This window comes from Cupriavidus sp. FW305-F7 (assembly GCF_058782875.1).
In genome coordinates this window covers 1-22,447 of the sequence record NZ_JBYSYC010000004.1, presented here as the reverse complement: position 1 = coordinate 22,447, position 22,447 = coordinate 1, and the positions used below count along the sequence as shown (strand labels likewise).

General features: G+C 68.2%; 22 protein-coding genes. 7 read left to right on the top strand and 15 right to left on the bottom strand.

Annotated features, from left to right (window positions below):
• Positions 1-5 precede the first annotated feature (5 nt).
• On the bottom strand, positions 6-2,348 hold the full coding sequence (locus tag AC3WL8_RS04905) for a cytochrome P450/oxidoreductase (protein WP_153956209.1): 2,343 nt from the start codon (positions 2,346-2,348) through the stop codon (positions 6-8).
• Between the two features lie 71 nt (positions 2,349-2,419).
• Positions 2,420-3,406: a Bug family tripartite tricarboxylate transporter substrate binding protein gene (locus tag AC3WL8_RS04900; protein ID WP_211981302.1), complete on the bottom strand. Its 987-nt coding sequence runs from the start codon at positions 3,404-3,406 to the stop codon at positions 2,420-2,422.
• 134 nt (positions 3,407-3,540) lie between these two features.
• Here AC3WL8_RS04900 and AC3WL8_RS04895 point away from each other — a divergent pair, with 134 nt between their 5' ends.
• Positions 3,541-4,377, top strand: a complete 837-nt coding sequence (locus AC3WL8_RS04895) for an IclR family transcriptional regulator (RefSeq protein ID WP_492377969.1) — start codon at positions 3,541-3,543, stop codon at positions 4,375-4,377.
• 185 nt (positions 4,378-4,562) lie between these two features.
• Here AC3WL8_RS04895 and AC3WL8_RS04890 read toward each other — a convergent pair whose 3' ends face one another.
• The 7 genes from AC3WL8_RS04890 to phnG are packed head-to-tail and all read right to left on the bottom strand — an operon-like array spanning position 4,563 to position 10,451.
• A complete protein-coding gene (locus AC3WL8_RS04890) occupies positions 4,563-5,780 on the bottom strand; it encodes an alpha-D-ribose 1-methylphosphonate 5-triphosphate diphosphatase (RefSeq protein WP_013952913.1) in 1,218 nt (405 codons plus the stop codon).
• A gap of 37 nt (positions 5,781-5,817) precedes the next feature.
• Positions 5,818-6,543, bottom strand: coding sequence for a phosphonate C-P lyase system protein PhnL (phnL, locus tag AC3WL8_RS04885; RefSeq protein ID WP_013952914.1), 726 nt, complete (start codon positions 6,541-6,543; stop codon positions 5,818-5,820).
• Positions 6,544-6,548: 5 nt separating this feature from the next.
• Positions 6,549-7,325 carry a phosphonate C-P lyase system protein PhnK gene (gene phnK, locus AC3WL8_RS04880; protein ID WP_211981305.1) on the bottom strand — a complete coding sequence of 259 codons (777 nt, stop codon included), beginning with the start codon at positions 7,323-7,325 and terminating at the stop codon, positions 6,549-6,551.
• A complete protein-coding gene (locus tag AC3WL8_RS04875; protein WP_211981307.1) occupies positions 7,322-8,224 on the bottom strand; it encodes an alpha-D-ribose 1-methylphosphonate 5-phosphate C-P-lyase PhnJ in 903 nt (300 codons plus the stop codon). The genes phnK and AC3WL8_RS04875 overlap by 4 nt, the downstream gene beginning before the upstream one ends.
• Positions 8,221-9,345: a carbon-phosphorus lyase complex subunit gene (locus tag AC3WL8_RS04870; RefSeq protein WP_211981309.1), complete on the bottom strand. Its 1,125-nt coding sequence runs from the start codon at positions 9,343-9,345 to the stop codon at positions 8,221-8,223. Before AC3WL8_RS04870 ends, AC3WL8_RS04875 begins: the two co-directional genes overlap by 4 nt.
• Before the next feature lies 1 nt (position 9,346).
• Positions 9,347-9,964 carry a phosphonate C-P lyase system protein PhnH gene (gene phnH / locus AC3WL8_RS04865; protein WP_153956204.1) on the bottom strand — a complete coding sequence of 206 codons (618 nt, stop codon included), beginning with the start codon at positions 9,962-9,964 and terminating at the stop codon, positions 9,347-9,349.
• Between the two features lies 1 nt (position 9,965).
• Positions 9,966-10,451, bottom strand: coding sequence for a phosphonate C-P lyase system protein PhnG (gene phnG, locus AC3WL8_RS04860; protein ID WP_153956203.1), 486 nt, complete (start codon positions 10,449-10,451; stop codon positions 9,966-9,968).
• 178 nt (positions 10,452-10,629) lie between these two features.
• Here phnG and phnF point away from each other — a divergent pair, with 178 nt between their 5' ends.
• The 3 genes from phnF (at position 10,630) to phnN (ending at position 12,806) form a co-directional block, all read left to right on the top strand.
• Entirely contained in the window at positions 10,630-11,364 is a 735-nt protein-coding gene (phnF, locus tag AC3WL8_RS04855; protein ID WP_041228631.1) for a phosphonate metabolism transcriptional regulator PhnF, read from the top strand.
• Between the two features lie 129 nt (positions 11,365-11,493).
• On the top strand, positions 11,494-12,219 hold the full coding sequence (locus AC3WL8_RS04850) for a DUF1045 domain-containing protein (RefSeq protein ID WP_153956201.1): 726 nt from the start codon (positions 11,494-11,496) through the stop codon (positions 12,217-12,219).
• Positions 12,216-12,806 carry a phosphonate metabolism protein/1,5-bisphosphokinase (PRPP-forming) PhnN gene (gene phnN, locus AC3WL8_RS04845; protein ID WP_013952922.1) on the top strand — a complete coding sequence of 197 codons (591 nt, stop codon included), beginning with the start codon at positions 12,216-12,218 and terminating at the stop codon, positions 12,804-12,806. The genes AC3WL8_RS04850 and phnN overlap by 4 nt, the downstream gene beginning before the upstream one ends.
• A gap of 41 nt (positions 12,807-12,847) precedes the next feature.
• Here phnN and AC3WL8_RS04840 read toward each other — a convergent pair whose 3' ends face one another.
• From AC3WL8_RS04840 to AC3WL8_RS04815, 6 genes are all read right to left on the bottom strand, one after another.
• Positions 12,848-13,312 carry a GNAT family N-acetyltransferase gene (locus AC3WL8_RS04840; RefSeq protein ID WP_228772686.1) on the bottom strand — a complete coding sequence of 155 codons (465 nt, stop codon included), beginning with the start codon at positions 13,310-13,312 and terminating at the stop codon, positions 12,848-12,850.
• Positions 13,309-13,845: a phosphonate degradation HD-domain oxygenase gene (locus AC3WL8_RS04835; RefSeq protein WP_013952924.1), complete on the bottom strand. Its 537-nt coding sequence runs from the start codon at positions 13,843-13,845 to the stop codon at positions 13,309-13,311. Before AC3WL8_RS04835 ends, AC3WL8_RS04840 begins: the two co-directional genes overlap by 4 nt.
• Before the next feature lie 4 nt (positions 13,846-13,849).
• The gene (gene phnE, locus AC3WL8_RS04830) at positions 13,850-14,662 is read right to left on the bottom strand and encodes a phosphonate ABC transporter, permease protein PhnE (RefSeq protein WP_492377968.1); all 813 of its coding nucleotides are present in this window, start codon (positions 14,660-14,662) and stop codon (positions 13,850-13,852) included.
• A gap of 81 nt (positions 14,663-14,743) precedes the next feature.
• Positions 14,744-15,736 carry a phosphonate ABC transporter substrate-binding protein gene (gene phnD, locus AC3WL8_RS04825; protein WP_013952926.1) on the bottom strand — a complete coding sequence of 331 codons (993 nt, stop codon included), beginning with the start codon at positions 15,734-15,736 and terminating at the stop codon, positions 14,744-14,746.
• A 55-nt stretch (positions 15,737-15,791) separates the two neighbouring features.
• On the bottom strand, positions 15,792-16,646 hold the full coding sequence (phnC, locus tag AC3WL8_RS04820; protein ID WP_492377967.1) for a phosphonate ABC transporter ATP-binding protein: 855 nt from the start codon (positions 16,644-16,646) through the stop codon (positions 15,792-15,794).
• A gap of 128 nt (positions 16,647-16,774) precedes the next feature.
• Complete coding sequence (locus AC3WL8_RS04815) at positions 16,775-17,539, bottom strand: SDR family oxidoreductase (RefSeq protein WP_153956199.1); 765 nt, start codon at positions 17,537-17,539, stop codon at positions 16,775-16,777.
• Positions 17,540-17,705: 166 nt separating this feature from the next.
• Here AC3WL8_RS04815 and AC3WL8_RS04810 point away from each other — a divergent pair, with 166 nt between their 5' ends.
• The 3 genes from AC3WL8_RS04810 (at position 17,706) to mdeB (ending at position 22,166) form a co-directional block, all read left to right on the top strand.
• Positions 17,706-18,638, top strand: a complete 933-nt coding sequence (locus AC3WL8_RS04810) for a LysR family transcriptional regulator (RefSeq protein WP_153956198.1) — start codon at positions 17,706-17,708, stop codon at positions 18,636-18,638.
• 168 nt (positions 18,639-18,806) lie between these two features.
• Positions 18,807-19,286, top strand: coding sequence for an Lrp/AsnC family transcriptional regulator (locus AC3WL8_RS04805; protein WP_010809356.1), 480 nt, complete (start codon positions 18,807-18,809; stop codon positions 19,284-19,286).
• Positions 19,287-19,469: 183 nt separating this feature from the next.
• Positions 19,470-22,166 (top strand): alpha-ketoglutarate dehydrogenase, encoded by a 2,697-nt coding sequence (gene mdeB / locus AC3WL8_RS04800; protein WP_211981313.1) that lies wholly within the window; start codon positions 19,470-19,472, stop codon positions 22,164-22,166.
• Positions 22,167-22,447: the final 281 nt, after the last annotated feature.

Genomic DNA, 22,447 nt, shown 5'->3' with positions numbered 1-22,447 from the left:
GGCGTTCAGAGCTCCAGCACCAGCCGGCCGCCGCCACAGGCGCGCGAGCAGCACGCCATCATGCGCTGGTTGGCCTCGCGCTCGCTGCGCGTGAGCACCACGTCCCGATGGTCGACTTGGCCGGCCAGCACGCGCACCTCGCAGGACCCGCACAGGCCTTCCTCGCAATCGCTCTGCACGTCGATATTGGCGCCGCGCAGCGCGCTCAGCAGGGTCTGGCCGGCCGGGACTTCCATGACCAGGCCGGAGTCCTTCAGCTCGACGGTAAAGGGCTGCTCCTTCGACGCATCCAGCGTGCCCAGCTTCGATACGAAGTGCTCCACGCGCAGCGCATCTTCCGGCCACGCCGCGCAGCACTCGGCCAGCGCATCCAGCATGCGCTGCGGGCCGCAGGCGTAGATCTGGGTGCGCGGGTCGGGCTGCGCCAGCAGCTTGCCGAAGTCGGCGCGATGGCCTTCATCGCTGGCATGGACTTGCAGCCGCGCACCGTGCAGGGCCTGCAGTTCATCCAGCATCGCCATCGCCTGGCGCGAACGGCCGCAGTAGTGGAACTCGTAATCGGTGCCAAGCGCACGGGCGCGCCGCGCCATCGCGCTGACCGGCGTGATGCCGATGCCGCCGGCGATAAAGATGGCGCGCTTGCAGCCTTCATCGAAACGGAAGTGATTGCGCGGCCCGCGAATGCGCAGGCGGTCGCCGGCCTGGACGCTGCCATGCACCCAGGCCGAGCCGCCGCGGCTGTCGGGGTCGCGCAGCACCGCAATCTCCAGCGCCGCGGCGTCGTCCGGATCGCCGCACAGCGAATACTGGCGCGACAGCCCGGTATCGCCGCATTCCACGTCGATATGCGAGCCCGGCGCCCAACGCGGCAGCGGCTTGCCGTCAGGCGCCGCCAGCCGCAGCCGGACCACGCCGTCGGCGGCGGGCGTGACGCACTCGACCACCACCGTGCGGGCGATGGTGTGGGCGGACGGCTCGCCGATGCGCACCGGCTGGTGCACGCTGAGCAACGCCGGGTCGCGGCGCTCAGGGTTCTGCGCGGGGTCCCATTCCACCAGCAGGTGCTCCGGGCCGCGGAACGAGGTGTTAGGCACGTAGGTGAAGGTCTGCCCGGCCAGGCGCATATGCGGCAGCCGGCGTGTCAGTTCTTCCAGGAAGACCTGCATCTCCATGCGCGCCAGGTTCTTGCCCATGCACTGGTGCGAGCCGTAGCCAAAGGTCAGCTGCTCGCTGGCGTTGTCGCGGCGGATGTCGAACAGATCGGCATCGGCAAAATGGCGCTCGTCATGGTTGGCCGAAGACGTGACGATCAGCAGCTTGCTGCCTGCCGGCAGGCGGATGCCGCCGACTTCGGCGTCGCGCGTCACCAGCCGCCGCCATGCGGCGACGGAGCCGTTGTGGCGCAGGCATTCTTCCACCGCATTGGGGATCAGCGATGGATCGTCGCAGATCTCGCGCCACGCATCCGGATGCTGCAGCAGCAGCTTGATGGCATTGGCCGAGGCATTGGCGGTGGTCTCGTGCGCGGCGACGATGCCGGCCATCATCATTGAATGCAGGTAGGAGTCGGTGACCACCTCGGGCAGGTCCTTCTGCTTGCGCAGGCCGTACTGCATCCAGCCCGGGCCGGACGGATCCTCGCGCATCTTGTCGAGGATGCGGCCCGCCAGCTGCCAGAAGTTGCCCACGGCATGCGCCACAGCCACCTGCTCCTCCGGCTTCGGCCGGCCCCAGGTGTTGACGGTATGGGCGATGGAGTACTGGCGCAGCAGGTCCATGTCCTCTTCGGGCACGCCCAGGAAATGCAGGGCCACGGTCAGCGGCACCTCCCACAGCATCTGGTCGACCAGGTCGGCGCGGCCATCGTCGATAAAGCGGTCGACATACTCGCGCGCCAGGCGGCGCACCAGCGGCTCATGGTGCGCCAGTTCCGCGGGCGTGAACGGTGCCATCAGCGCGCGCCGGCGCGGCATGTGGGCGGGCTCGTCCTCGTTGACCAGCGTGCGGTTCATGGCGTAGCCATAGGAGGCCAGCACGGCATTGGCCTCGTCGCCGGTGGGCGTGATCTTCTCCAGCGCGATCGACGGGCTGAAGGTCAGGTTGTCGCGGAAGATCGCCTTGATGTCCTGGTAGCGCGTGACCACCCAGTAGCCCAGCGCGGGGCTGTAGAACACCGGCTCCTGCTCGCGCGACCAGCGCACGTATTCGGGCGGGTCCTGCTGGTAGCCGTCGCCGAAGGGATCGAATTGCGCCGCGTTGTGGCTGACCGGGCAGCCGTTGGGCGCGGTCAAGGCGCTGTGGTCGATCGGGCAGCCGCTGCGCGCGGCGCTGGGGGAGGGCTTGGCCATACTGCGTACTCCTGGCGAAAAACAGGGCCGTCCGGTCAGGGCCGGACGGCCATTCGGTGTTGCCGCCGGACTCAGTTGTCCAGCGTGATCTTCAGGTCGCGGATCAGTTTGGTCCAGCGGGTGGACTCGCTGCGCAGCAGCTCGCTGAACTGCGCCGGCGAGTTGCCGACCGGCTCTACGCCGAATTCCACCAGCCGCTTGTTGACAGCGGGCTCACGGATTGCCGCGACCACGTCCTTGCTCAGCGTGTTGACCACCTCCGGCGGCGTGCCGGCCGGCACCACCATGCCCACCAGCGCGGCAGCTTCCACGCGCGGGTAGCCCAGCTCGGCAAAGGTCGGCACGTCAGGCAACTGCGGCAGCCGGGTGGCATTGGCCACCGCCAGCGGCCGGACCTTGCCGCCCTTGATAAAGCCGGCGCCGGCGGCGTAGTCCACCATCATCGCCACCACCTGCCCGGCGGCCACGTCCGACAGCGCCGGCGCGGCGCCGCGGTAGGGGGCATGCGTCATCGACAGGCCGGCTTCCACCTTCAGCAGCTCCATCGCCAGGTGGTGCGGGCTGCCCGCGCCTGCCGAGCCGTAGTTGATGCCGCCCTGGGTGGCCTTGGTCTGCGCGATGAACTCCTTGGCGCTCTTGACCGGGCTGGTCGCGCCCACCACCAGGATCATCGGGAAGCGGCCCAGCAGCGTCACCGGAGCCAGGTCCTTGCCAGGGTTGTAGGAGAGCGATTTGTACAGCACGGGGTTGAACACCAGTGTGCCGTTGTCGGCCGACAGCACGGTATAGCCGTCGGCGGCCGAGCGCGCCGTCTCGGCCGCGCCGATGGCGGTATTGCCGCCCGGCTTGTTGTCCACCACCACCGGCTGGCCGACCTTGGCCGACAGCCCCTGGCTGATGGTGCGCGCGAGGAAGTCCGAACCGCCGCCGGCGGCGTAGGGGACGATCCAGCGGATCGGCTTGGCGGGGTAGGCTTCGGCGGCGTGCGCGGGGATGGCGGCCAGCATCGGCAGCGCCAGGGCGCCAATGGCCAGGCGCTTGAAGTGGGGGCGGGGCATGGGGCTTGTCTCCTTGTTGGTCAGCCCGGTGTACAGCACCGGTGTTTCTATTTTGCGTAAATCATATACGCATTGCGTAATGATTAAATGCGGGTTAACCTTGAAATGACCTCCGTTTGCCGGACCTTCCCGCCATGCCCCGACCGAAAGCTGCCCAACCTCCCATCGAACCCGCCGACGCACCCCGCACGCGCGAACGCCGCCAGCGCGTGCAATCGGCCGTCACCGGCATGGCGGTGCTCAAGGGACTGGCCCGGCTGGGCGGACGCGCCAGCCTGACCGCGCTGGCCGCGCATATCGACGAAAGCCCGGCCAAGGTGCACCGCTACCTGGTCAGCCTGGTGGAAGAGGGGCTAGTGGCGCAGGAGGCGGGCACGCAGCAATACCATCTGGGCTTCGAGGCGCTGCAGATCGGCATGGCGGCGATGCGGCAGGCCGACCCGATCCGGCTGGCCGAAGCCTCGCTGGTGCGCCTGCGCGAAACACTGGAAGTGACCTGCTTTGTCGCGGTGATGGGCAACAAGGGGCCGACCATCATGCGCTTTGAGGAACCGGGTTTGCCGGTGACGGTGAACGTGCGCGCGGGTTCGGTGATGCCATTGCTGTGGTCGGCCACCGGGCGCGTGTTCCTGGGGCTGCTCGATGAAAAGCGCGTGCATGCCCAGGCCGAAGAAGAACTGGCCACGGCCAGCCCGGCGCGGCTGGCGTTGCTCGATGCCAGGGATCCCATCGGCGCGCTGCGGCGCGCGGTGCAGGCCGACGACTGCGCCTGGGTGCGCGACACCAACCTGACCGGCATCAGCGCCGTGGCGGCGCCGGTGCGCGACTACACGGGGCGCGTCTGCGCGGTGCTGACGGCGCTGGGCGCCACCGGCGGTTTTGATCCCGCCATCGACGGGCCCATCGGCAGCGCCGTCCGGCGCGAGGCGCGCGCGGTCAGCACGGCGCTGGGGTTCAACCCCGGGGCCTGATCCGGTCCCTCAGCCGGTGAAGCCGCCATCGGCCAGCAGCGAACGGCCGTAGCCAGCGCTACAGTGTTGCCGGCCTGACCGGCGCCGGCTCGTCCAAGCGCTGTCCGAGGTTGCGCTCGATTTCCTGTTCAAATCAGCAGCCTGGCGGAGGCGCAGCGGAATTTTACGAATCCCGCCAATCCTCCTTATGCCACCTCGCGCAGCGCGGTTTCGCGCGGCATGGCGGCGTCGCCAACGTGCCGCACCGACGGATACCCCGCCGCAAACACCAGCCGCCCGCCGGACCAGGTATGCGTGACCATCGGCTGGCCTGCCACGCCGGACACGGCGATGACGTCCGCGCGCAGCCCCGGCGCCAGGCGCCCGCGGTCGTCCAGCAGGCAGGCCTCGGCGGGATTGGCGGTGACCAGCGCCAGCGCCTGGTTCAGCGGCAGGTCGGCCAGGCGCGCGGCGGCATACGCGGCCGCGATCAGCGTGGACGGCTGGTAGTCCGAACACAGGATGGTGCCGACCCCGGCGTGGATGGCGTCGATGGCGCGCATCGAGCCGCTCTGGCTCTTGCCGCGCAGCACGTTGGGCGCGCCCAGGATGGTCGGCAGCGCCTGGGCGCACGCGGCTTGCGCGGTTTCCAGGTTGATCGGGAACTCGCTCATGCGCACGCCCAGCGCGTGCATTGCGGCGATGCGCTGCGGTGAATCGTCGTCATGGCTGGCGGTAGGGATGCCCAGCGCGTGCGCCCTGGCCACCAGCCGGTTGACGCGCTCATGGGCGCCTTCCAGCGCGGCGGCCTTCTTGTGGGCCGCATCGGCGGCTTCCTCGCGGCTCATGCCGTGGTTGCCCATCATGTAGGCCAGGTAGGCATCCATGGTCTTGAACTGGCCCTGGCCCGGCGAGTGGTCCATTACGGACAGCAGGTCGACCACGCCTTCGGCCATCAGGGCTTCCAGCACCGGCACGGCGCTGGAATCGGTGACTTCGTAGCGGCAATGGATGCGGTTGTCGACCAGGCTGTGGCGGCGATACGCGGCCAGGGTGCGCACCAGCGTGGCCGCGGTATCGACATTGCGCACGCCGAACTGGTTGCCGGCGAACGACAGCGCGTGGTACGGCGTGGTAATGCCGGCCGCGGCATTGCGGCGGTCGACCTGGGCCACGGCAAAGTCCAGCGGGAACAGCACGCTGGCGCGCGGTTCGACTTCCTTCTCGATGGCGTCGCAATGCACGTCGACCAGGCCCGGCATCACCGTGTGGCCATGCAGGTCGATCACGGCGGCGTGGGCGGGCACCGCGGCGGGTGCCGGTTCGATGGCGGCGATGCGGCCATCTTCGATCAGCAGCGCGCTGTCGTGCAGCACGCGGTCCGGCAGCACCAGGGTGGCGTGCGTCAGGTAGGTAGCAGACATGTCCGGCTCCGTTCTGGGATTCCGTTCTGGGATCAAATCAGGCAAGGGCGGTAGCGGGTTGCAGCGGCAGCAGGCGCGTGGCCACGGCATCGCGCACGGCTTCGTCGTGGAAGATGCCGATCAGCGCGCGGCCTTCGGTCAGGGCCTCGCGGATCAGGTCGACCACCACGGTGCGGTTGTCGGCGTCCAGCGAGGCGGTGGGCTCGTCCAGCAGCAGGATCGGGTGGCCGCCGATCAGGCCGCGCGCGATGTTCACGCGCTGCTGCTCGCCACCGGAGAAAGTGGCCGGCGGCAAATCCCACAGCCGGCGCGGCAGGTTCAGCCGTGCCAGCAGCTCTGCCGCGCGGGCACGCGCTTCCTCATGGCTGGCGCCGCGCTGCTGCAGCGGATCGGCCACCACGTCGAGCGCGCCGACGCGGGGAATCGCGCGCAGGAACTGGCTGACATAGCCGATCACGTCGCGGCGCAGCTTCAGCACGCGTTGCTCGGGGGCATGGGTCAGCTCGACCCACGGCTCGCCCTCGGCGCTGGTATCGCGCAGGCGGATGCTGCCTTCGGTGGCCAGGTAGTTGCCGTACAGGCAGCGCAGGAGGGTGCTCTTGCCGGTGCCGGACGGCCCCGACAGCACCAGGCATTCGCCGCGGGCGGCATCGAAATCCATCGCGCGCAGCACCGGCAGGCGGATGCCGCCCTGGTTGTGCAGCGTAAACATCTTGCCGAGGCCGCGAACCTCGACCAGTTTCTGTGGGTATTCTGCGTGCATCGTCGTCAGCCCTGCAGGATGGAAGAGACCAGCAACTGCGTGTACGGGTGCTGCGGGTCGTCGAGGATCTGGTCGGTCAGGCCTTGCTCCACCACGCGGCCGCCCTGCATGACCAGCGTGCGGTGTGCGAGCAGGCGCGCCACGGCCAGGTCGTGCGTGACCAGCACGGCGGCGAGGCCCAGGTCTGCCACCAGGCGGCGCAGCAGATCGAGCAAGCGGGCCTGCACCGACACGTCCAATGACGCCGTGGGCTCGTCCATGAACACCAGGCGCGGGTGCGTGACCAGGTTGCGCGCGATCTGCAAACGCTGCTGCATGCCCCCGGAGAAGGTGCCGGGAACGTCGTCCAAGCGGGCCAGGTCGATTTCCATCTTCTCCAGCCAGTTGCCGGCGAGCTCGCGCAGGTTGCCGTAGTGGCGCTCGCCCACGGCCATCAGGCGCTCGGCGATATTGGCACCGGCGCTGACCTGCATGCGCAGGCCATCGCGCGCATGCTGGCGCACGAAGCCCCAGTCAGTGCGGGCCAGCAGCCGCAAGCGCGCGCTGGACAGCGTGGCCAGGTCGGTCAGGCCTGACTCGCGCATGTCGTAGCTCACGCTGCCGCGCTGCGCCGGCGCCTGCATCGACAAGGCCTGCAGCAGCGTGCTCTTGCCGGAGCCCGATTCGCCCACCACGCACAGCACCTCGCCCGGGTACAGGTCGAGGCTGACGTCATGGCAGCCGTGCAGGCCCTCCCAGGTGCGCGTCAGGTTGCGCACCGATAGCAGCGGAGTGGCGCTCATCGGGCACCTCCGGCAGCGGCCTTGACGGCCTGGGCCGCCTGGCGGTCGGCGCAGTACTCGGTGTCCGAGCACACGAACAGGCGCGTGCCGGCGTTGTCGGTGATGATCTCGTCCAGGTAGCTGTCGGTGGCGCCGCACTGGGCGCAGCAACTGGACCACTTTTCCACCGTGAAGGGATGGTCGGCGAAGTCCAGGCTCCTGACCGCGGTGTACGGCGGCACGGCATAGACGCGCTTCTCGCGCCCGGCGCCGAACAGCATCAGCGCGGGGCTGCGGTCGAGCTTGGGATTGTCGAACTTGGGGATCGGCGACGGCCGCATCATGTAGCGCTGGTTGACGATCACGGGGTAGTCGTAGGTGGTGGCGATATGGCCGTGATGGGCGATGTCCTCATACAGCTTGACGTGCATCGCGCCGTATTCGGCCAGTGCGTGCATGGTGCGAGTCTCGCCCTCGCTCGGTTCCAGCCAGCGCAGCGGCTCGGGGATGGGCACCTGGAACACCATGGTCTGGCCAGCGCGCAGCCGCGTTTCCGGAATCCGGTGACGGGTCTGGATGATGCTGGCCTCGGCAGTGCGCTCGGTGGTCTGCACGCCGGTGACGCGGCCGAAGAAGCGGCGGATATTGATGGCATTGGTGGTGTCGTCCGAGCCCTGGTCGATCACCTTGAGCACGTCATCCTTGCCGATGATGGCGGCCGTCACCTGGATGCCGCCCGTGCCCCAGCCGTAAGGCAGCGGCATCTCGCGGCTGCCGAAGGGCACCTGGTAGCCGGGAATCGCCACGGCCTTGAGCAGCGCGCGGCGCAGCATGCGCTTGGTCGACTCGTCCAGATAGCCGAAGTTGTAGTGGTCGTCGCGGGCAATGCCCGTTGCCATGGTGGTGTCGGCGGTGGTCATGCCAGGGTCTCCTCTTGCGGCTGCGGTTGCGCCTGGACGGTAGCGGTCACGGCGCCATCCTGTTCCGCGCGCAGCCGGCGCAGCAGTTCCAGGTTGGCCTGGAAGTCCACGTAGTGGGGCAGCTTCAGGTGCTGCACGAACCCGGAGGCCTCGACGTTGTCGCTGTGGTACAGCATGAATTCGATATCGTTGGCCGGGGCGTCGGCGGCTTCGCCGAGCTCTTCGGCGCGCATGGCGCGGTCGGCCAGCGCCATCGACATGGCCTTGCGCTCGTTGTAGCCGAACACCAGCCCGTAGCCGCGTGTGAACCGCGGGGCTTCGTCGGCATTGCCGGCGAACTGGCTCACTATCTGGCATTCTGTCAGCTCGATCTCGCCGATAGTGACCGCGAAGCCCAGTTCTTCCACGAACAGTTCGACCTCGGCCGTGCCGTAGCGGATCTCGGCCGCGAACGGGTGCGAGTTGCCGTAGCCGCGCTGGGTGGAATAGCCCATCGACAGCAGGAAACCCTCATCGGCGCGCGCCAGGTTCTGCAGGCGCGCGGCGCGGTTGGCGGGGAAGGCCAGCGGCTCGCGCGTCAGGTCGGGCGGCGTGGGGTCGCCCGCGGGGATCTGGTCGGCTTCGACCAGTTCATCCGCTTCCAGCAGGCCGGTCACGCGCGGCATGCTGGCGGCGAGGGGTTCGGGCGAGGGCGGCAGCGGCTCGGGGTCGCGGCCTGCTTCGAGCGTGAAATCCAGCAGGCGCTGGGTGTAGTCGTAGGTCGGCCCCAGCACCTGGCCGCCCGGCACGTCCTTGAACGTGGACGAGATCCGCCGCTGCAGGCGCATCGAACCCGTATCCACCGGATGGGTGTAGCCGAAGCGTGCCAGCGTGGTGCGATAGGCACGCAGCAGGAAGATTGCCTCGATCTGGTCCCCGGCGGCCTGTTTCAGGGCCAGCGCGGCCAGGTGCGGGTCGTACAGCGAGCCCTCGGCCATGACGCGCGACACCGCCAGCGGCATCTGTTCGCGGATCTGCGCCAGCGTAAGTTCCGGCACCGCGGTATCGCCGCGGCGGTAGGCATCGAGCATCCGGTAGGAATTGAGGATGGCGCGCTCGCCACCTTTGACGGCTACGTACATGTCAGTCCTCCACCAGCGTGGTGCGCGTCAAGGCGCAGAATCGGTCGCCGCTGGCCAGCAGCAGGTCCACGCCGAGCGGGAAGCCGGCGTTGTTGGCGCGCCAGCCGGCGCGGAAGTCCGCGGGCAGGTCGGCCACGCGCAGCACCTGCGTGGTTTCGATGCCGGGGCCGTGCAGCGTGAGGGTGTCGCCATCGGCAAGCGAGGCCACCTCCATCAGCAGCGTGGCCGAGCGGTCGGGGAAGGCCGGGTCGCCTTGCGCGCAGTCCGCCAGTGCCGGCATGGCATATCCGGCGGGCACGCAGACAAAGGCCGCGGCGCCGACATCGTCGGTCAGCGGGCAGCCGCAATGGAAGCGCAGGAACGCGCGCGCCGCGGCCGGCACGCCGGCAGGCAGCCAGACCGGGGTATCGGGATCGGCCAGCGTCAGCAGCAGCGCGGCCAGCGCAGGCGACAGGCCGTCGGGCAGGCCGCTGGCCACGGGCATCGTTTGCAGCCGGCCCGGATGGGCAAACGCCTGCAGCGCGGCGCGGAAGACCTGCTGGGCGTCGTCGACCGGGTTGTTGAAACCCGGCAGCAGCGAGGCGGCGGGGGTGGACGGGATCGGTTGCATGGCAGTCATCTCAGTCCTCTCCCCGGACCATGGTGAAGAACTCGACGCGGGTCTGGGCGGCAGTGGCCGCTGCGTGTGCGGCGCGCTCCGCCTGCGTGCTTGCCAACGGCGCCAGCACAAGGTCCTGCACGCGCTGGTGCCAGGCCGGGCGCTGCAGCAGCGCGTCCAGCACCGCGGCCTGTTCGGCATGGCGGGCGCTGCGGCCCTGGATATAGGCAACGCCTGCAGCGGCCCCGGCAGCGCCGTCTTCCAGCACGACCGCGCAGCGCGTGACCGTGATTTCCCCCAGGTTGAACTGGGCGCCGGTGCCGCCCGCGCGCGCCCGGACCATGGCCATGCCGGACTCCGGCTTGCGCAGCAGCCTGTAGGCCGGCAGGGCTTGCGCCTGGCCAAGCCGCTGGTAAGCGCCGTCGAGCGCGTCGGTGGGCGCCGTCGCCAGGATCCGGAGCCAGGCGGCGCGGGCGGCATGGGCCTGCGCGGTTTCGCTTTGCATCATCACCCCTATACGTCTATACGTTTAGATGTCACTGCTTGAACACGCAGCTACTAGACCACAGGCAGATGAACGTTTCATGACGGGGCGGGGCATTGCTCGGGCACCCGGCCATCGCGGCGCGGTTGAGGCACAATCGCATGGCAATGGTGAACGCTTGATGACAAGAGGGCAGCGCGAGATGTCTGATCGAGAAGTGGAACGGGGTTCCGGCGTGGCGGTATGGCGCCAGATTGGCGAGGCGCTGGCGGACGACATCCGCAAGAAGCTGTACCTGCCCGGCGAACAGCTGCCCCCTGAGCCTGAACTGGCCACGCGCTTCGCGGTCAACCGCCACACCATCCGCCGCGCCATGGGCGAGCTGGAGCTGAGCGGGCTGGTGCGGATCGAGCAGGGCCGCGGCACCTTCGTGCAGGAGCATGCGATCGACTACGCGATCGGGCGCCGCACGCGCTTCTCGCAAAACCTGGCCGCGCAGGGCATGCGCGGGCATACCGAGATCATCGACAGCCAGGTGGTGCGCGCGCCGGAAGTGGCAAAGCAACTGGGCCTGGCGCGCACGGCGGAGATCCTGCACGTGCAGATGATCGGCAAGACCGAAGCGCGCACCATCGACGTTGCCGAGCATTACTTCGACCTCAAGCGCTTCCCGGGTATCGACGAGGTGCTGCGCGCCAGGCAATCCGTGTCGCGCGCGCTGGCGCATTTCGGCATTGCCGACTACACGCGCAAGTGGTCGCGCATCACGGCGGCCATGCCCAGCGCCCCGGTGGCGCGGCTGCTGAACCAGCCGAAGACGCGCCCGGTGCTGCAGGTGGAGGCGCTGAACGTTGATATCGACGGGGCGCCGGTGCAGTACAGCGTGGTGCGCTTTGCCGGGGACTGGGTGCAGCTGACGGTTTCCGACAGTGATTGAGGCGGAGCGCCGTGGCATTGGTCTAGACATCCGGCTGTCATCTGCCTGCGCTAACGTGTCTGCGGTCCAGACCACAAACCAGGGCAGTCGCCGCCGCCGGGCGTTTGGCGCCGCTGGTAACCTTGCCGCATGACCTTGCCAGCGCACCGTTACGCCATCTACCTGGCGCCCTCCGATCCCTTCCGCACATTTGGCAGCCAGTGGCTGGGCCGCGACGCCGATACCGGCACCGCGCTGCCCGCCCCGGCGGGCATGGCGCCGCCGCCCGCGGAATGGGTCCATATCCCGGCTCACTACGGCCTGCATGCCACGCTGAAGCCGCCATTCCGGCTTGCGCAGGGCACCAACGGCCCGATGCTCGACGCCGCTGCACGGGACTTCGTGCGTGGCTGCGAGGCATTCGACGCGCCGCTGGCGCTGCGTGCGCTGCGGGGTTTTGTGGCATGGTGCCTGGCCGATGGCGGATCCCCCCCGATGCAGGCGCTGGCCGATACAAGCGTACTGGCATTCGAGCGCTTCCGCGCTCCGCCCACGGCCGAAGAACTCGGCCGGCGCAAACCGGACCAGTTGAGCGACGAAGAGCGCCGCATGCTCGACGCATGGGGCTACCCGTACGTGTTCGGTACCTTCGTCTTCCATATCACGCTGACTGGCATGCTTGATACTGCCGCCCAGCGCGCCGCCATCGAGCGCCTGGGGGCCGCGAGCGGCAAGTTGCTGCAGGCGCCGCTTCATGTGGACGGAATCAGCGTATTCGTGCAGCCGGCGCCGGGCGACGACTTTATCGTTGCTCGCCACTACGGTTTCAATGGCAACACCATCGATGGCGCCGGCGCGGCGTACCTGGACGCATGAACGCACATGGCGCGGCCGACGGACACGGCCTGTTCTACCTGATGGGGCCGTCCGGCAGCGGCAAGGACTCGCTGCTGCGCGCGTTGCGCGAGCGCCTCGGGCCGGACGACCGCATCGTCATCGCGCATCGCTATATCACCCGCGAGGCCGATGCCAACGAGGCCTCCGTTGCGCTCACCCCCGATGAATTCCGGCGCCGCCAGGCGCTCGGATGCCTGGCGCTGGACTGGCACAGCCACGGGCTGCATTACGGCATCGGCATCGAGATCGAGCAGTGGCTGGCCAGGGGCCTGACCGTGATCGTCAATGGCTCGCGCGAGTACCTGCCGCAAGCCGTGGCGCGCTACCCGAAGCTGTGCGCCGTGCATGTGCGCGTGCGCCCGGAGGTGCTGGCCACCCGGCTGCGCCAGCGTGGCCGCGAGTCGGAAGAAGCGATTGCCCGGCGCCTGGCGCGCGCGGCGCAGGCATTCACCGTGCCGGCTGGGTGCCGCCTGGTCGAGTTCGACAATAGCGGCGCCCTGGAAAGCGCGGCGGATGCGTTCGCGCGGTTGGTTGGGGCTACTTCCGATAGCGCAACATTAAGCTGATAAGCCCGTGCCGAAGCGAAGCCTACGGCACGGCCTTGCCATCAGATTTCGATGCTGAAGCTGATGCCGTGCTCGGTGAACCCGAGCCGGCGATAGAACTGGTGGGCCTGCAGGCGCCGCGCGTTGGACGACAGCGCCAGCTTGGCCGCACCAGCCTCACGGGCCAGGCGCATGGCTTCGCGCATCATCGCCTTGCCGACGCCCATGCCGCGCGCGGACGGCGCCACCACCACTGCCTCAACAATCGCCTCGGGACGCCCGTCGTGGACCATCACGGGGAATACCAGCAGGCTGAAGGTGCCCAGCGGCACCTCGTCCTCGTCCACCATCATGTAGCAGCGGTAGTCCGGATAGCGGCGCATGGTAGCGTAGCGCTCGCGCATGGTGGCCAGCGGCAGCGGCGTTTCGTCGTCCATCGCGGCCAGCAGCGCGGACAGGTGCCGCAGTTCCGAGTCGGAACCGCGCACTTCACGCAGGGTAAGTACAGCTTCAGCCATGGTGTTCATGCGCCAGTCCGCGCGCAACGCGCGGCCATGTCCAGATAGTGCGCCAGCGGCGGCGTGGCCAGGTCGACCACCTTGGCCAGGTCGTCGTAGCGGCGCAGGCGCACCGCGGCGGCGGCGTGGCGGCTCGCGGCGAACGCATCGGCCTGGGCGGCGCTGTACGGGCCGCCTTGCAGCGCCAGGCTTTGCACGGAAGCGGGCGACAGCGTGCCGGAATACGCGGGATCGACGGCGCACAGGTAGCGTTTGGCCGCCACGTGCAGGCGCACGGGTTCGGTCACTTCATCGCCGAACAGCCCGGCCAGCGCATCGGCGGCGGCCTCCTGGTGGCGCATGTCGGTGGTGGTGCTTTCGGCCAGCAGCAGGTGGCCAACGTCATGGAGCAGGGCCGCGACGATTAGTGGCTCGGGCTCGCCGGCCTGCTCGGCCAGTTGCGCGCATTGCAGCGCGTGCTCGGTCTGGCTGATGGCTTCGCCGCCGTACCAGGCATTGCCATGGTCGGCAAACAGCGTTTCGATGTGGGACAGGTTCAGCATGATGTCAGACCAGTACCTTGCGGATTTGTGCGGAGATGATGTCGATGGCCGAGACGAACAGGATGATGATGATCATCACGGCGCAGGTCTGCCCGTACTGGAAGCTGCGGATGATCTCCCACAGCACGGTGCCGATGCCGCCGGCGCCGACGATGCCCACCACCGAGGCCGAGCGCACGTTGGACTCGAAGCGGTACAGCGCGAACGACAGCCACAGCGGCAGCACCTGCGGAATCACGCCATAGACGATCTCCTCGATCGGGCCGGCGCCGGTGGCGCGCACGCCTTCCACCGGGCGCGGGTCGATGGCCTCGACGGCTTCGGCGAACAGCTTGGCCAGCACCCCGGTGGTGTGGATCCAGATCGCCAGCACGCCGGCAAACGGTCCCAGGCCTACGGCCACGATGAACAGCATGGCGAACACCATCTCATTGATGGCGCGGCAGGCGTCCATGATGCGGCGTGCGGGCTGGTAGGCCCACGCCGGGACGATATTGTCCGAGCACAGCAGGCCCAGCGGCACCGCCATCACCACGGCCAGGGCGGTGCCCCACAGCGCGATCTGCACGGTGACGAGCATCTCGTCCAGGTAGTGCCGCCAGTCGCGGAAGTCGGGCGGGAAGAAATCGGCGGCAAATTTTGCCATGTTATCCGAGTCGCGCAGCAGGTCCAGCGGGCGCATGTCGGCGCCTTGCCAGGACAGGGCGAGCATGGCCAGCAGGACTGCCCAGGTCAGCATCACGGCAAGGGAAGTGCGCGGCGGGCGCACGTTACTTCGGGGTGTGGGAGGCAGGCCGGGCCTGGCGGTGACAGTCATGGGGCAATCCGGAATCAAGCGGGGGAACGAAGGCGATGCGAGGCCGGCGGCGGGGTGCCACCGGCCTCGTCGGGGTGGGGCTTATTGCGTGCTGGTGGCGTTGCCGGCGGCCTTGTCCAGCTCAGCCAGGCGGCGGCTCACTTCGGCCAGCCGTTTTTCCTTGTCGGCAGCGGCCAGGGTGGTGTCCGATTCGATCTTCGCCTTCTCGCGGGCCAGCTCGATCTGGCGGATCGGCACCAGTTGCGCATCGCTGGCGGTGCGGAAGCCCTGGTAGGTCAGGGTGGCCAGCACCTGCTTTTCACGCGCGGCCTCGGCACCCTTGCCGTAGTTGACGAAGAAGGCCTGGATCTTCTTCTTCATCTCCGGCGGCAGGTCCTTGCGATAGACCATCGGATCGGCCGGGATCAGCGGCGACTTCCACAGCACCCGCACCTGGTCATAGGCGTTCTTGCCGGTGTTGATGCGATAGCGCTCCATGTTCTCGGTGTTGTTCACCGCCACATCCACCTGCTTGTTCAGCACCGACAGCAGGTTGGTCTCGTGGTTGCCGATGCGCACGGCCTTGAACAGCGTCTTCGGCTCGACCTTGTTGGCAGTCCACAGGTAGAAGCCCGGCACGGCCGTGCCAGAGGTGGAATTGGGGTCGCCGGCGCCGTAGCTGAGATCCTTGCCGCGCTTGATCACGTCTTCGACGCTCTTCAGGTCGCTGTCCTTGTTGACGATCAGCACCGACCAGTAGCCCGGGTTGCCGTCCTTGTCGATCACCGATGCAAAGACTTCGCCGCTGGCACGGTCCACGGCCTCCATGGCCGACTTGTTGCCGAACCAGGCGATCTGCACCTTGTTGAAGCGCATGCCTTCGATGATGCCGGCATAGTCGGACGCAAAGAAGGGCTTGACGGGTACACCCAGCGTCTTGCTGAGATCGTCGATCAGCGGCTGCCAGGCAGACTTCAGGTTCGATGACGATTCAGTCGAGATAAAGCCGATGTTCAGGCTCTTGGCATCCTGCGCAAAGGCGGGCAGGGCGACCACGCCCGAGGCCACGACGGCGAGAAAGGTTCTGCGAAGCATGGACAACTCCGGTGGGAAGCGGTTTGGGTGGAAAGCGGTCTGGACAGGCTGCCGTTCAGGCGGCCGCCAGGTTCATCGTGACCATCGCCGGTGCCGGCATGGCCGTAGTGGATACGTCTTCGTCGGGCACGGAATCGTGCAGCAGCTCGTCGGCTTCGGTACCGTAGAGATCGCGCAGCATGCCGGGCGTGAGCGCGGCAGAGGGTCCGTCATAGACCACCTTGCCGTGGCGCAGCGCCACCACGCGGGGGCAGTAGCGCATCGCCACATCCACCTGGTGCAGCGACACCAGCACCGCGACCTTGCGCGTGCGGTTGATCTGCCTGAGCAGCGACATCACCCGACGCGACGATTCCGGGTCGAGCGAGGCGATCGGCTCGTCGGCCAGGATCACGCTGGCGTTCTGCACCAGCGTGCGGGCGATGGCGGCGCGCTGCTGCTGGCCGCCCGACAGCGTCGAGGCCCGTTGAAACGCATAGTCGTCTATACCAACTTGTGCAAGCACATCGAGCCCGCCCTGGACTTCATCGGCCGTGAAGATGCGCAGCAGGCTGCGCCACTTGGGCACGCGGGCCAGCATGCCGACCAGCACGTTGGTGATGACCGGAAGACGGCCCACCAGGTTGAACTGCTGGAACACAAACCCGATCTCGCCACGCACCTTGCGCACGTTGCGGGCGAGGCGGCCGTTGCGCTGCACATGGCGGCCGTTGACGAGGATTTCGCCGGCGCCGGCATCGCCCGTGATGAATCCGGCAACGTGGCGCAACAGCGTGGACTTGCCCGATCCCGATGCACCCAGCAGGGCGACCATCTCGCCTGGCGCGATGTGCAGCGTGACATCGTCAAGCGCCTTGCTGTCCGCGCGGAACGATTTGGAAAGCCCGCGGACTTCAATTGCGTGCGTCATGTCCACTCCCTGACTTGAATGACCTGCGCATTCTGGCCGGGGCGGATGACAGAACGATGACTTGAGCGGAAGGGGGCTGAAACCAGTCGGCAGCGCCGGCAGCCGTGCTGGCCGCCGGCGCCGGTGGGTCAGGTGCGCGTGATCGAGACGCCGCCATCCACCAGCGACGCCGTGCCGGTGACGAAAGCCGAATCGTCCGATGCCAGGTACAACACCGAGCGCGCCAGTTCTTCCGGCGTTGCCACGCGCTTGAGCGCATGCAGGTTGGTGATGAACGCCTGCGACTCCGCGGTGTCGTTCATGGTGCGATACATGTCCGTGTCCACGGCGCCTGGCAGGATCGCATTGACGCGGATGCCCTGCGGCCCATACTCGGCCGCCAGCGCCTGCGTCAGGCCGATCAGGCCGGACTTGCTTGCCGCATACGCGGCCACGCCGGGAAAGGCGACGGTGTAGCCAACGAAGGTCGATGTGAAGATCACCGAACCGCCGCCATCCTTCAGCATCTGTGCAAGCTGGTGCTTGGCGCCGAGGAACGCGCCGGTGAGATTGATGGCAAGGGTGTCGTTCCAGCCCTCCGCCGAAACCCCGGTGCTGGGCCCGCCCTCGCCGAGCGTGCCGGCGTTGTTGAAGGCGATATCCAGGCGGCCATAGCGCTCGACCGCCAGCGCCACCAGCGCGCTGGCGTATTCCTCGCGCCGCACATCGCCGGCGAGCGCCACCGCGTCGCCGCCGGCGTCACTGATCTGCGCCACCAGGCTGTCCAGTTCGGACTGGCGGCGGGCACCGACTACCACCCTGGCGCCTTCGGCGGCAAACAGCAAGGCAGTGGCGCGGCCAATGCCGGCACTGGCGCCGGTAATGATGGCAACTTTTCCAGACAAACGTCCCATGATCGATCTCCGGTCTGGCGCGCGGGGCAACTTGCTGGTCGACGGCGCCGGTTTTGCGGGTAGGGCAGCAGGAACCGTCCCGCTGCCTCGTGAAACCAGTATGGGTACCGCGCGCGGTTCGCACTAGACTGAAGATCGCGGAACAACTTTCCGGATATGCCGAACAATGTTCAAGCTAGAAGGTGTCGCCAGCTTTGTCGCCGTGGTGGAGGCAGGCTCCATCAGCGAGGCCGCGAGGCGGCTCAACTTGTCCAAGTCCGTGGTCAGCGAACGCCTGGCCGAGCTTGAAAAGGCGATGGGTGCCAACCTGCTGCGCCGGACCACGCGGCGGCTGTCGCTGACCGAGGACGGCGCCGCCTTCCTGGAGCGGGCCGCGCGCATCCTGCATGAAGTGGAGGCGGCGGCAACCGATGTTGCCGAGCGGCGCGGCACTCTGGCCGGGTCGTTGCGGATTTCCGCGCCGGTCACATTTGGCCGGATGCACCTGGGGCCTGCCATCTATCCGTTCCTGGCCCGGCATCCAGAACTGGAGCTGAGCCTGGACCTGGACGACCGGCGCGTGGACGCGGCCACGGACAGTTATGACGCCGTGGTGCGGCACGGCCCGCTGGGGAACTCGCGCCTGGTGGCATGGCAGCTTGCCCCCAGCCACCGCCTCCTGGTCGCATCCCCGGATTACCTCGCGCAGATGGGCACGCCGGCTACGCTGGCGGAGCTGCAGCAGCACCGTGGCATCTTCTACGCCAACCGCGGCGCGGCTGACTGGCGCCTGCAAGGCCCGGACGGCACCGAGATCGCCCGTGCCGCCGTTGCGCTGCGCGTCAACAACGGCGACATGATGCGCGATGCCGCCATCGCGGGAGTCGGCATCGCGTTGTTGCCGACCTTTATTGCCGGCGATGCCATCCGGCAGGGTGCGCTGGCAGTGATCGATGTCGGCCTGCGGGCCGAGCCGGAATCCATCTATATCGCCCACCCGGAAGGCCGGCGGGTGTCGGCGCGGCTGCGCGCGTTTGCGGAGTGCGTGCGCACGGCCATCGGGAGTCCGCCGTACTGGGACGCATGGGCGCAGGCACGCGGGGAGGGCGCGGGAACCTGATGCCGGCTGCTGGCCGGGTCCCATGAGCGCCATGTGGCGACCCCGCAAGCCCGGAAGATTGCCGCCCGCGTGGCGCGGCCTGTATTCTAGTGCTCTGCCCGGCGCCCCGTTTCCGCAAGGAGGCAGGGCGCCATGCGCTTTACATCGAGCCGGCCATACAGGAACCCCATGCAGGAACCCGAACTGGATGAAATCAATATCCGGATCCTCGAGGCGTTGCAGCGCGACGCCAGCCTGACCAACGTCGAGCTGGCCGCGCGCGTCAACCTCTCGCCGTCGCCCTGCCTGGCGCGCGTGCGCGCGCTGGAGCAGCGCGGGATCATCCGGCAGCGCGTGACGCTGCTCGATCCGCAGAAGCTTGGCCTCAACGTCAACGTCTTTATCCACGTGTCGCTGGAGCGGCAGGCGCGTGAGGGGCTTGATGCCTTCGAGCGCGCCGTGCGCGCGCTGCCCAACGTGATGGAGTGCTACCTGATGACGGGCGATGCCGACTACCTGATCCGCGCCGTGGTGGCCGACGTCCAGGCCGTGGAGCGGCTGATCGTCGACGAGATCACGCGCATCCCCGGCGTCGCCAACATCCGCAGCAGCTTCGCACTCAAGCAAGTGATGTACGACACAGCGTTGCCGCTGCGCAATCCGCGCTAACCGGGCAATGCGCCCCCCCCCGGCGTCCGGCGTGGGATACGCCGCAGCCTCAGCATTCTCGCGTAGCCCGGACGGTGAACGGCAGTGGATTGTGCTGCCATCTGCCGAATGGGCAGTCAACTTCAGCATCTCATGCGGGAGGGCACTCCATAGAATGGGACAAAACCCATTGGAGACTTCCCCATGACCGACCTTGGCTCCCCTCACGCCCGGCTGCTCGCCCAAGCCATGCCCGAGGGCGACAACGATCCGCAGGAGACGCGCGAATGGCTGGACGCGCTCGAGGCGGTGGTGGCGCAATGCGGGCAGGAGCGCGCGCGCTTCCTGCTCAGCCGGCTGCTCGATGCCGCGCCCGCGCTGGGTGTGTCGACCACGGCGCAAAGCAACACGCCTTACCTGAACACCATCCCGGTCGAGCGCCAGCCCCCTTATCCGGGCGATCTGGCGATGGAAGCGCGCATCACCGGCATCGTGCGCTGGAATGCCCTTGCCATGGTGGTGCGCGCCAACCAGGCCTACGGTGAGCTGGGTGGGCATATCTCCAGCTATGCCTCGGCGGCGGACCTGTTCGAGGTCGGCTTCAACCACTTCTTCCAGGGCGCCGATGCCGGCAACGGCGGCGACCTGGTCTACTTCCAGCCGCACTCGGCACCGGGCGTGTACGCACGCGCCTTCCTGGAAGGGCGCCTGTCCGAAGCCCAGCTCGACAACTTCCGCCGCGAGGCGGGCGGGCAGGGCCTGTGCTCGTATCCGCACCCCTGGCTGATGCCGGACTTCTGGCAATTCCCGACCGGTTCGATGGGGCTGGGCCCAATCCAGTCGGTCTACCAGGCGCGCTTCATGCGCTACCTGGAGCACCGGGGGCTGCAGGCCACTTCGGGCCGGCACGTGTGGGGCGTGTTCGGCGACGGCGAGATGGACGAGCCCGAATCGATCGCCGCGCTGCCGCTGGCGGCGCGCGAGAAACTCGACAACCTGACCTTTGTCATCAACTGCAACCTGCAGCGCCTGGACGGGCCGGTGCGCGGCAACGGCCAGATCGTGCAGGAGCTGGAAGCGCTGTTCCGCGGCGCCGGCTGGAACGTGATCAAGGTGCTGTGGGGCAGCGCCTGGGACCCGATCTTCGCGCGCGATCACTCCGGCGCGTTGCTGCGCGCCTTCGCCTCGACCATGGACGGCCAGTTCCAGACCTACAAGGCCAAGGACGGCCACTACGGGCGCGAGCATTTCTTCGGCCAGAACGAAGCGCTGAAGGCGCTGGTCGCCCATATGACGCCGGAAGAGGTGGCCGCGCTGAACCGCGGCGGGCACGACCTGCGCAAGCTCCATGCGGCCTTTGCCGCGGCACGCGCGCACAAGGGGCAGCCCACCGTGATCCTGGCCAAGACCATTAAGGGCTATGGCATGGGCAATGCCGGCCAGGCGCAGAACACCACGCACCAGCAGAAGAAGCTGGATCTCGAGGCGCTGAAGGTGTTCCGCAGCCGCTTCGGCCTGGACTTGTCCGACGAGGACCTGGAATCGATGCGCTTCTACCGCCCTGCCGAGGACAGCGCCGAGCTGCGCTACCTGCGCGAGCGCCGCCAGGCCCTGGGCGGCTACCTGCCGGCGCGTCGGCGCCAGGCCGACGCCGTGCCGGTGCCGCCGCTGGCGAAATACGGCCAGTTCGCCGTGGACGCTGGCCAGAAGGAAATGTCGACCACCATGGCGATGGTGCGCATGCTGACTGGTCTGCTCAAGGACAAGACACTCGGCCCGCGCGTGGTGCCCATCGTCGCCGACGAGGCGCGCACCTTTGGCATGGCCAGCCTGTTCCGCCAGGTCGGCATCTATTCGTCGCAGGGCCAGTTGTACGAGCCCGAGGACGCCGGCTCGATGCTGTACTACCGCGAGGACATCCGCGGCCAGATCCTGGAAGAGGGCATCACCGAGGCCGGTGCGATGTCGTCGTGGATTGCCGCGGGCACTGCCTACAGCACCCATGGCACGGCCATGCTGCCGCTCTATATCTACTACTCGATGTTCGGCTTCCAGCGCATCGGCGACCTGATCTGGGCCGCCGGCGACCAGCGTGCGCGCGGCTTCCTGGTGGGCGCCACGGCCGGCCGCACCACGCTGTCGGGCGAAGGGCTGCAGCACCAGGACGGCACCAGCCACATCATTGCCGCCACCATCCCCAACTGCCGTGCCTATGACCCGGCCTATGCCTATGAACTCGCGGTGATCGTCGACGCGGGCATGCGCGCGATGATGGAGCGCCAGGAGGACGTGTTCTATTACCTGACCGTGATGAACGAGAACTACGCCCAGCCGTCGATGCCGGCCGGCGTGGAGCGCGACATCGTGCGCGGCATGTACCGGCTTGCGCAGGTGGCAGGGGGCGGGCGCGCCAGGGTGCGGCTGCTCGGCAGCGGCACCATCCTGCGCGAGGTGGAGGCCGCGGCGCGGATGCTGGCCGAGGACTGGCAGGTCGACAGCGAGGTGTTCAGCGTCACCAGCTTCTCCGAGCTGGAGCGCGAGGCGCGCGAGACCGCGCGCCAACGCCTGCATCATCCGCAGGACAGCATCGCCCCCAGCCATGTGGAAGCGCTGCTGGCCGGCGACGCCCCGGTGGTGGCGGCCACCGACTACGTGCGCGCCTATCCGCAGCTGATTGCGCCCTATGTGCCGGCCCCCTTCACGGTGCTGGGCACCGACGGCTATGGCCGCAGCGACAACCGGCCGTCGCTGCGCCGCTTCTTCGAGGTCGATCGCGCCTATGTCTGCGTGGCGGCGCTGCGCGCGCTTGCGGCGCAGGGCACGGTGCCGGCGTCGGTGGTGGCCGAGGCGATCGCGCGCTACGGCATCGACACGGACAAGCCTGCGCCGTCCTCGCTCTGATATCGTCCGGTTCGCCCTGCAGGCCCGGCGGGGCGAACCGGTGCGGGACTCCACATGCTCCGGCTGCGGCTGTTAAGCTTCATCCCTCTGCAGCCGTTCCAGGTGCGCGCCCGTGCCGCCATGGACCGGCGCCGCGCCCCAGCATGATCGCAAAGCGTCAGATTTGACGTCCTCCCCTGCCTAAAGGCAGGGGATTCCCACACCTGGCGATGCACGTCCGCATCGGAGAATGTTTAACGCAGCATTGGTATCACGGTCATGCACGACACCACATCTACTGC

Excerpts from the sequence above, each read along its gene's own strand:
- AC3WL8_RS04905 (WP_153956209.1), bottom strand. The coding sequence starts at position 2,348 with ATGGCCAAGCCCTCCCCCAGCGCCGCGCGCAGCGGCTGCCCGATCGAC.
- AC3WL8_RS04900 (WP_211981302.1), bottom strand. The coding sequence starts at position 3,406 with ATGCCCCGCCCCCACTTCAAGCGCCTGGCCATTGGCGCCCTGGCGCTG.
- AC3WL8_RS04895 (WP_492377969.1), top strand. The coding sequence starts at position 3,541 with ATGCCCCGACCGAAAGCTGCCCAACCTCCCATCGAACCCGCCGACGCA.
- AC3WL8_RS04890 (WP_013952913.1), bottom strand. The coding sequence starts at position 5,780 with ATGTCTGCTACCTACCTGACGCACGCCACCCTGGTGCTGCCGGACCGC.
- phnL (WP_013952914.1), bottom strand. The coding sequence starts at position 6,543 with ATGCACGCAGAATACCCACAGAAACTGGTCGAGGTTCGCGGCCTCGGC.
- phnK (WP_211981305.1), bottom strand. The coding sequence starts at position 7,325 with ATGAGCGCCACTCCGCTGCTATCGGTGCGCAACCTGACGCGCACCTGG.
- AC3WL8_RS04875 (WP_211981307.1), bottom strand. The coding sequence starts at position 8,224 with ATGACCACCGCCGACACCACCATGGCAACGGGCATTGCCCGCGACGAC.
- AC3WL8_RS04870 (WP_211981309.1), bottom strand. The coding sequence starts at position 9,345 with ATGTACGTAGCCGTCAAAGGTGGCGAGCGCGCCATCCTCAATTCCTAC.
- phnH (WP_153956204.1), bottom strand. The coding sequence starts at position 9,964 with ATGACTGCCATGCAACCGATCCCGTCCACCCCCGCCGCCTCGCTGCTG.
- phnG (WP_153956203.1), bottom strand. The coding sequence starts at position 10,451 with ATGATGCAAAGCGAAACCGCGCAGGCCCATGCCGCCCGCGCCGCCTGG.
- phnF (WP_041228631.1), top strand. The coding sequence starts at position 10,630 with ATGTCTGATCGAGAAGTGGAACGGGGTTCCGGCGTGGCGGTATGGCGC.
- AC3WL8_RS04850 (WP_153956201.1), top strand. The coding sequence starts at position 11,494 with ATGACCTTGCCAGCGCACCGTTACGCCATCTACCTGGCGCCCTCCGAT.
- phnN (WP_013952922.1), top strand. The coding sequence starts at position 12,216 with ATGAACGCACATGGCGCGGCCGACGGACACGGCCTGTTCTACCTGATG.
- AC3WL8_RS04840 (WP_228772686.1), bottom strand. The coding sequence starts at position 13,312 with ATGAACACCATGGCTGAAGCTGTACTTACCCTGCGTGAAGTGCGCGGT.
- AC3WL8_RS04835 (WP_013952924.1), bottom strand. The coding sequence starts at position 13,845 with ATGCTGAACCTGTCCCACATCGAAACGCTGTTTGCCGACCATGGCAAT.
- phnE (WP_492377968.1), bottom strand. The coding sequence starts at position 14,662 with ATGACTGTCACCGCCAGGCCCGGCCTGCCTCCCACACCCCGAAGTAAC.
- phnD (WP_013952926.1), bottom strand. The coding sequence starts at position 15,736 with ATGCTTCGCAGAACCTTTCTCGCCGTCGTGGCCTCGGGCGTGGTCGCC.
- phnC (WP_492377967.1), bottom strand. The coding sequence starts at position 16,646 with ATGACGCACGCAATTGAAGTCCGCGGGCTTTCCAAATCGTTCCGCGCG.
- AC3WL8_RS04815 (WP_153956199.1), bottom strand. The coding sequence starts at position 17,539 with ATGGGACGTTTGTCTGGAAAAGTTGCCATCATTACCGGCGCCAGTGCC.
- AC3WL8_RS04810 (WP_153956198.1), top strand. The coding sequence starts at position 17,706 with ATGTTCAAGCTAGAAGGTGTCGCCAGCTTTGTCGCCGTGGTGGAGGCA.
- AC3WL8_RS04805 (WP_010809356.1), top strand. The coding sequence starts at position 18,807 with ATGCAGGAACCCGAACTGGATGAAATCAATATCCGGATCCTCGAGGCG.
- mdeB (WP_211981313.1), top strand. The coding sequence starts at position 19,470 with ATGACCGACCTTGGCTCCCCTCACGCCCGGCTGCTCGCCCAAGCCATG.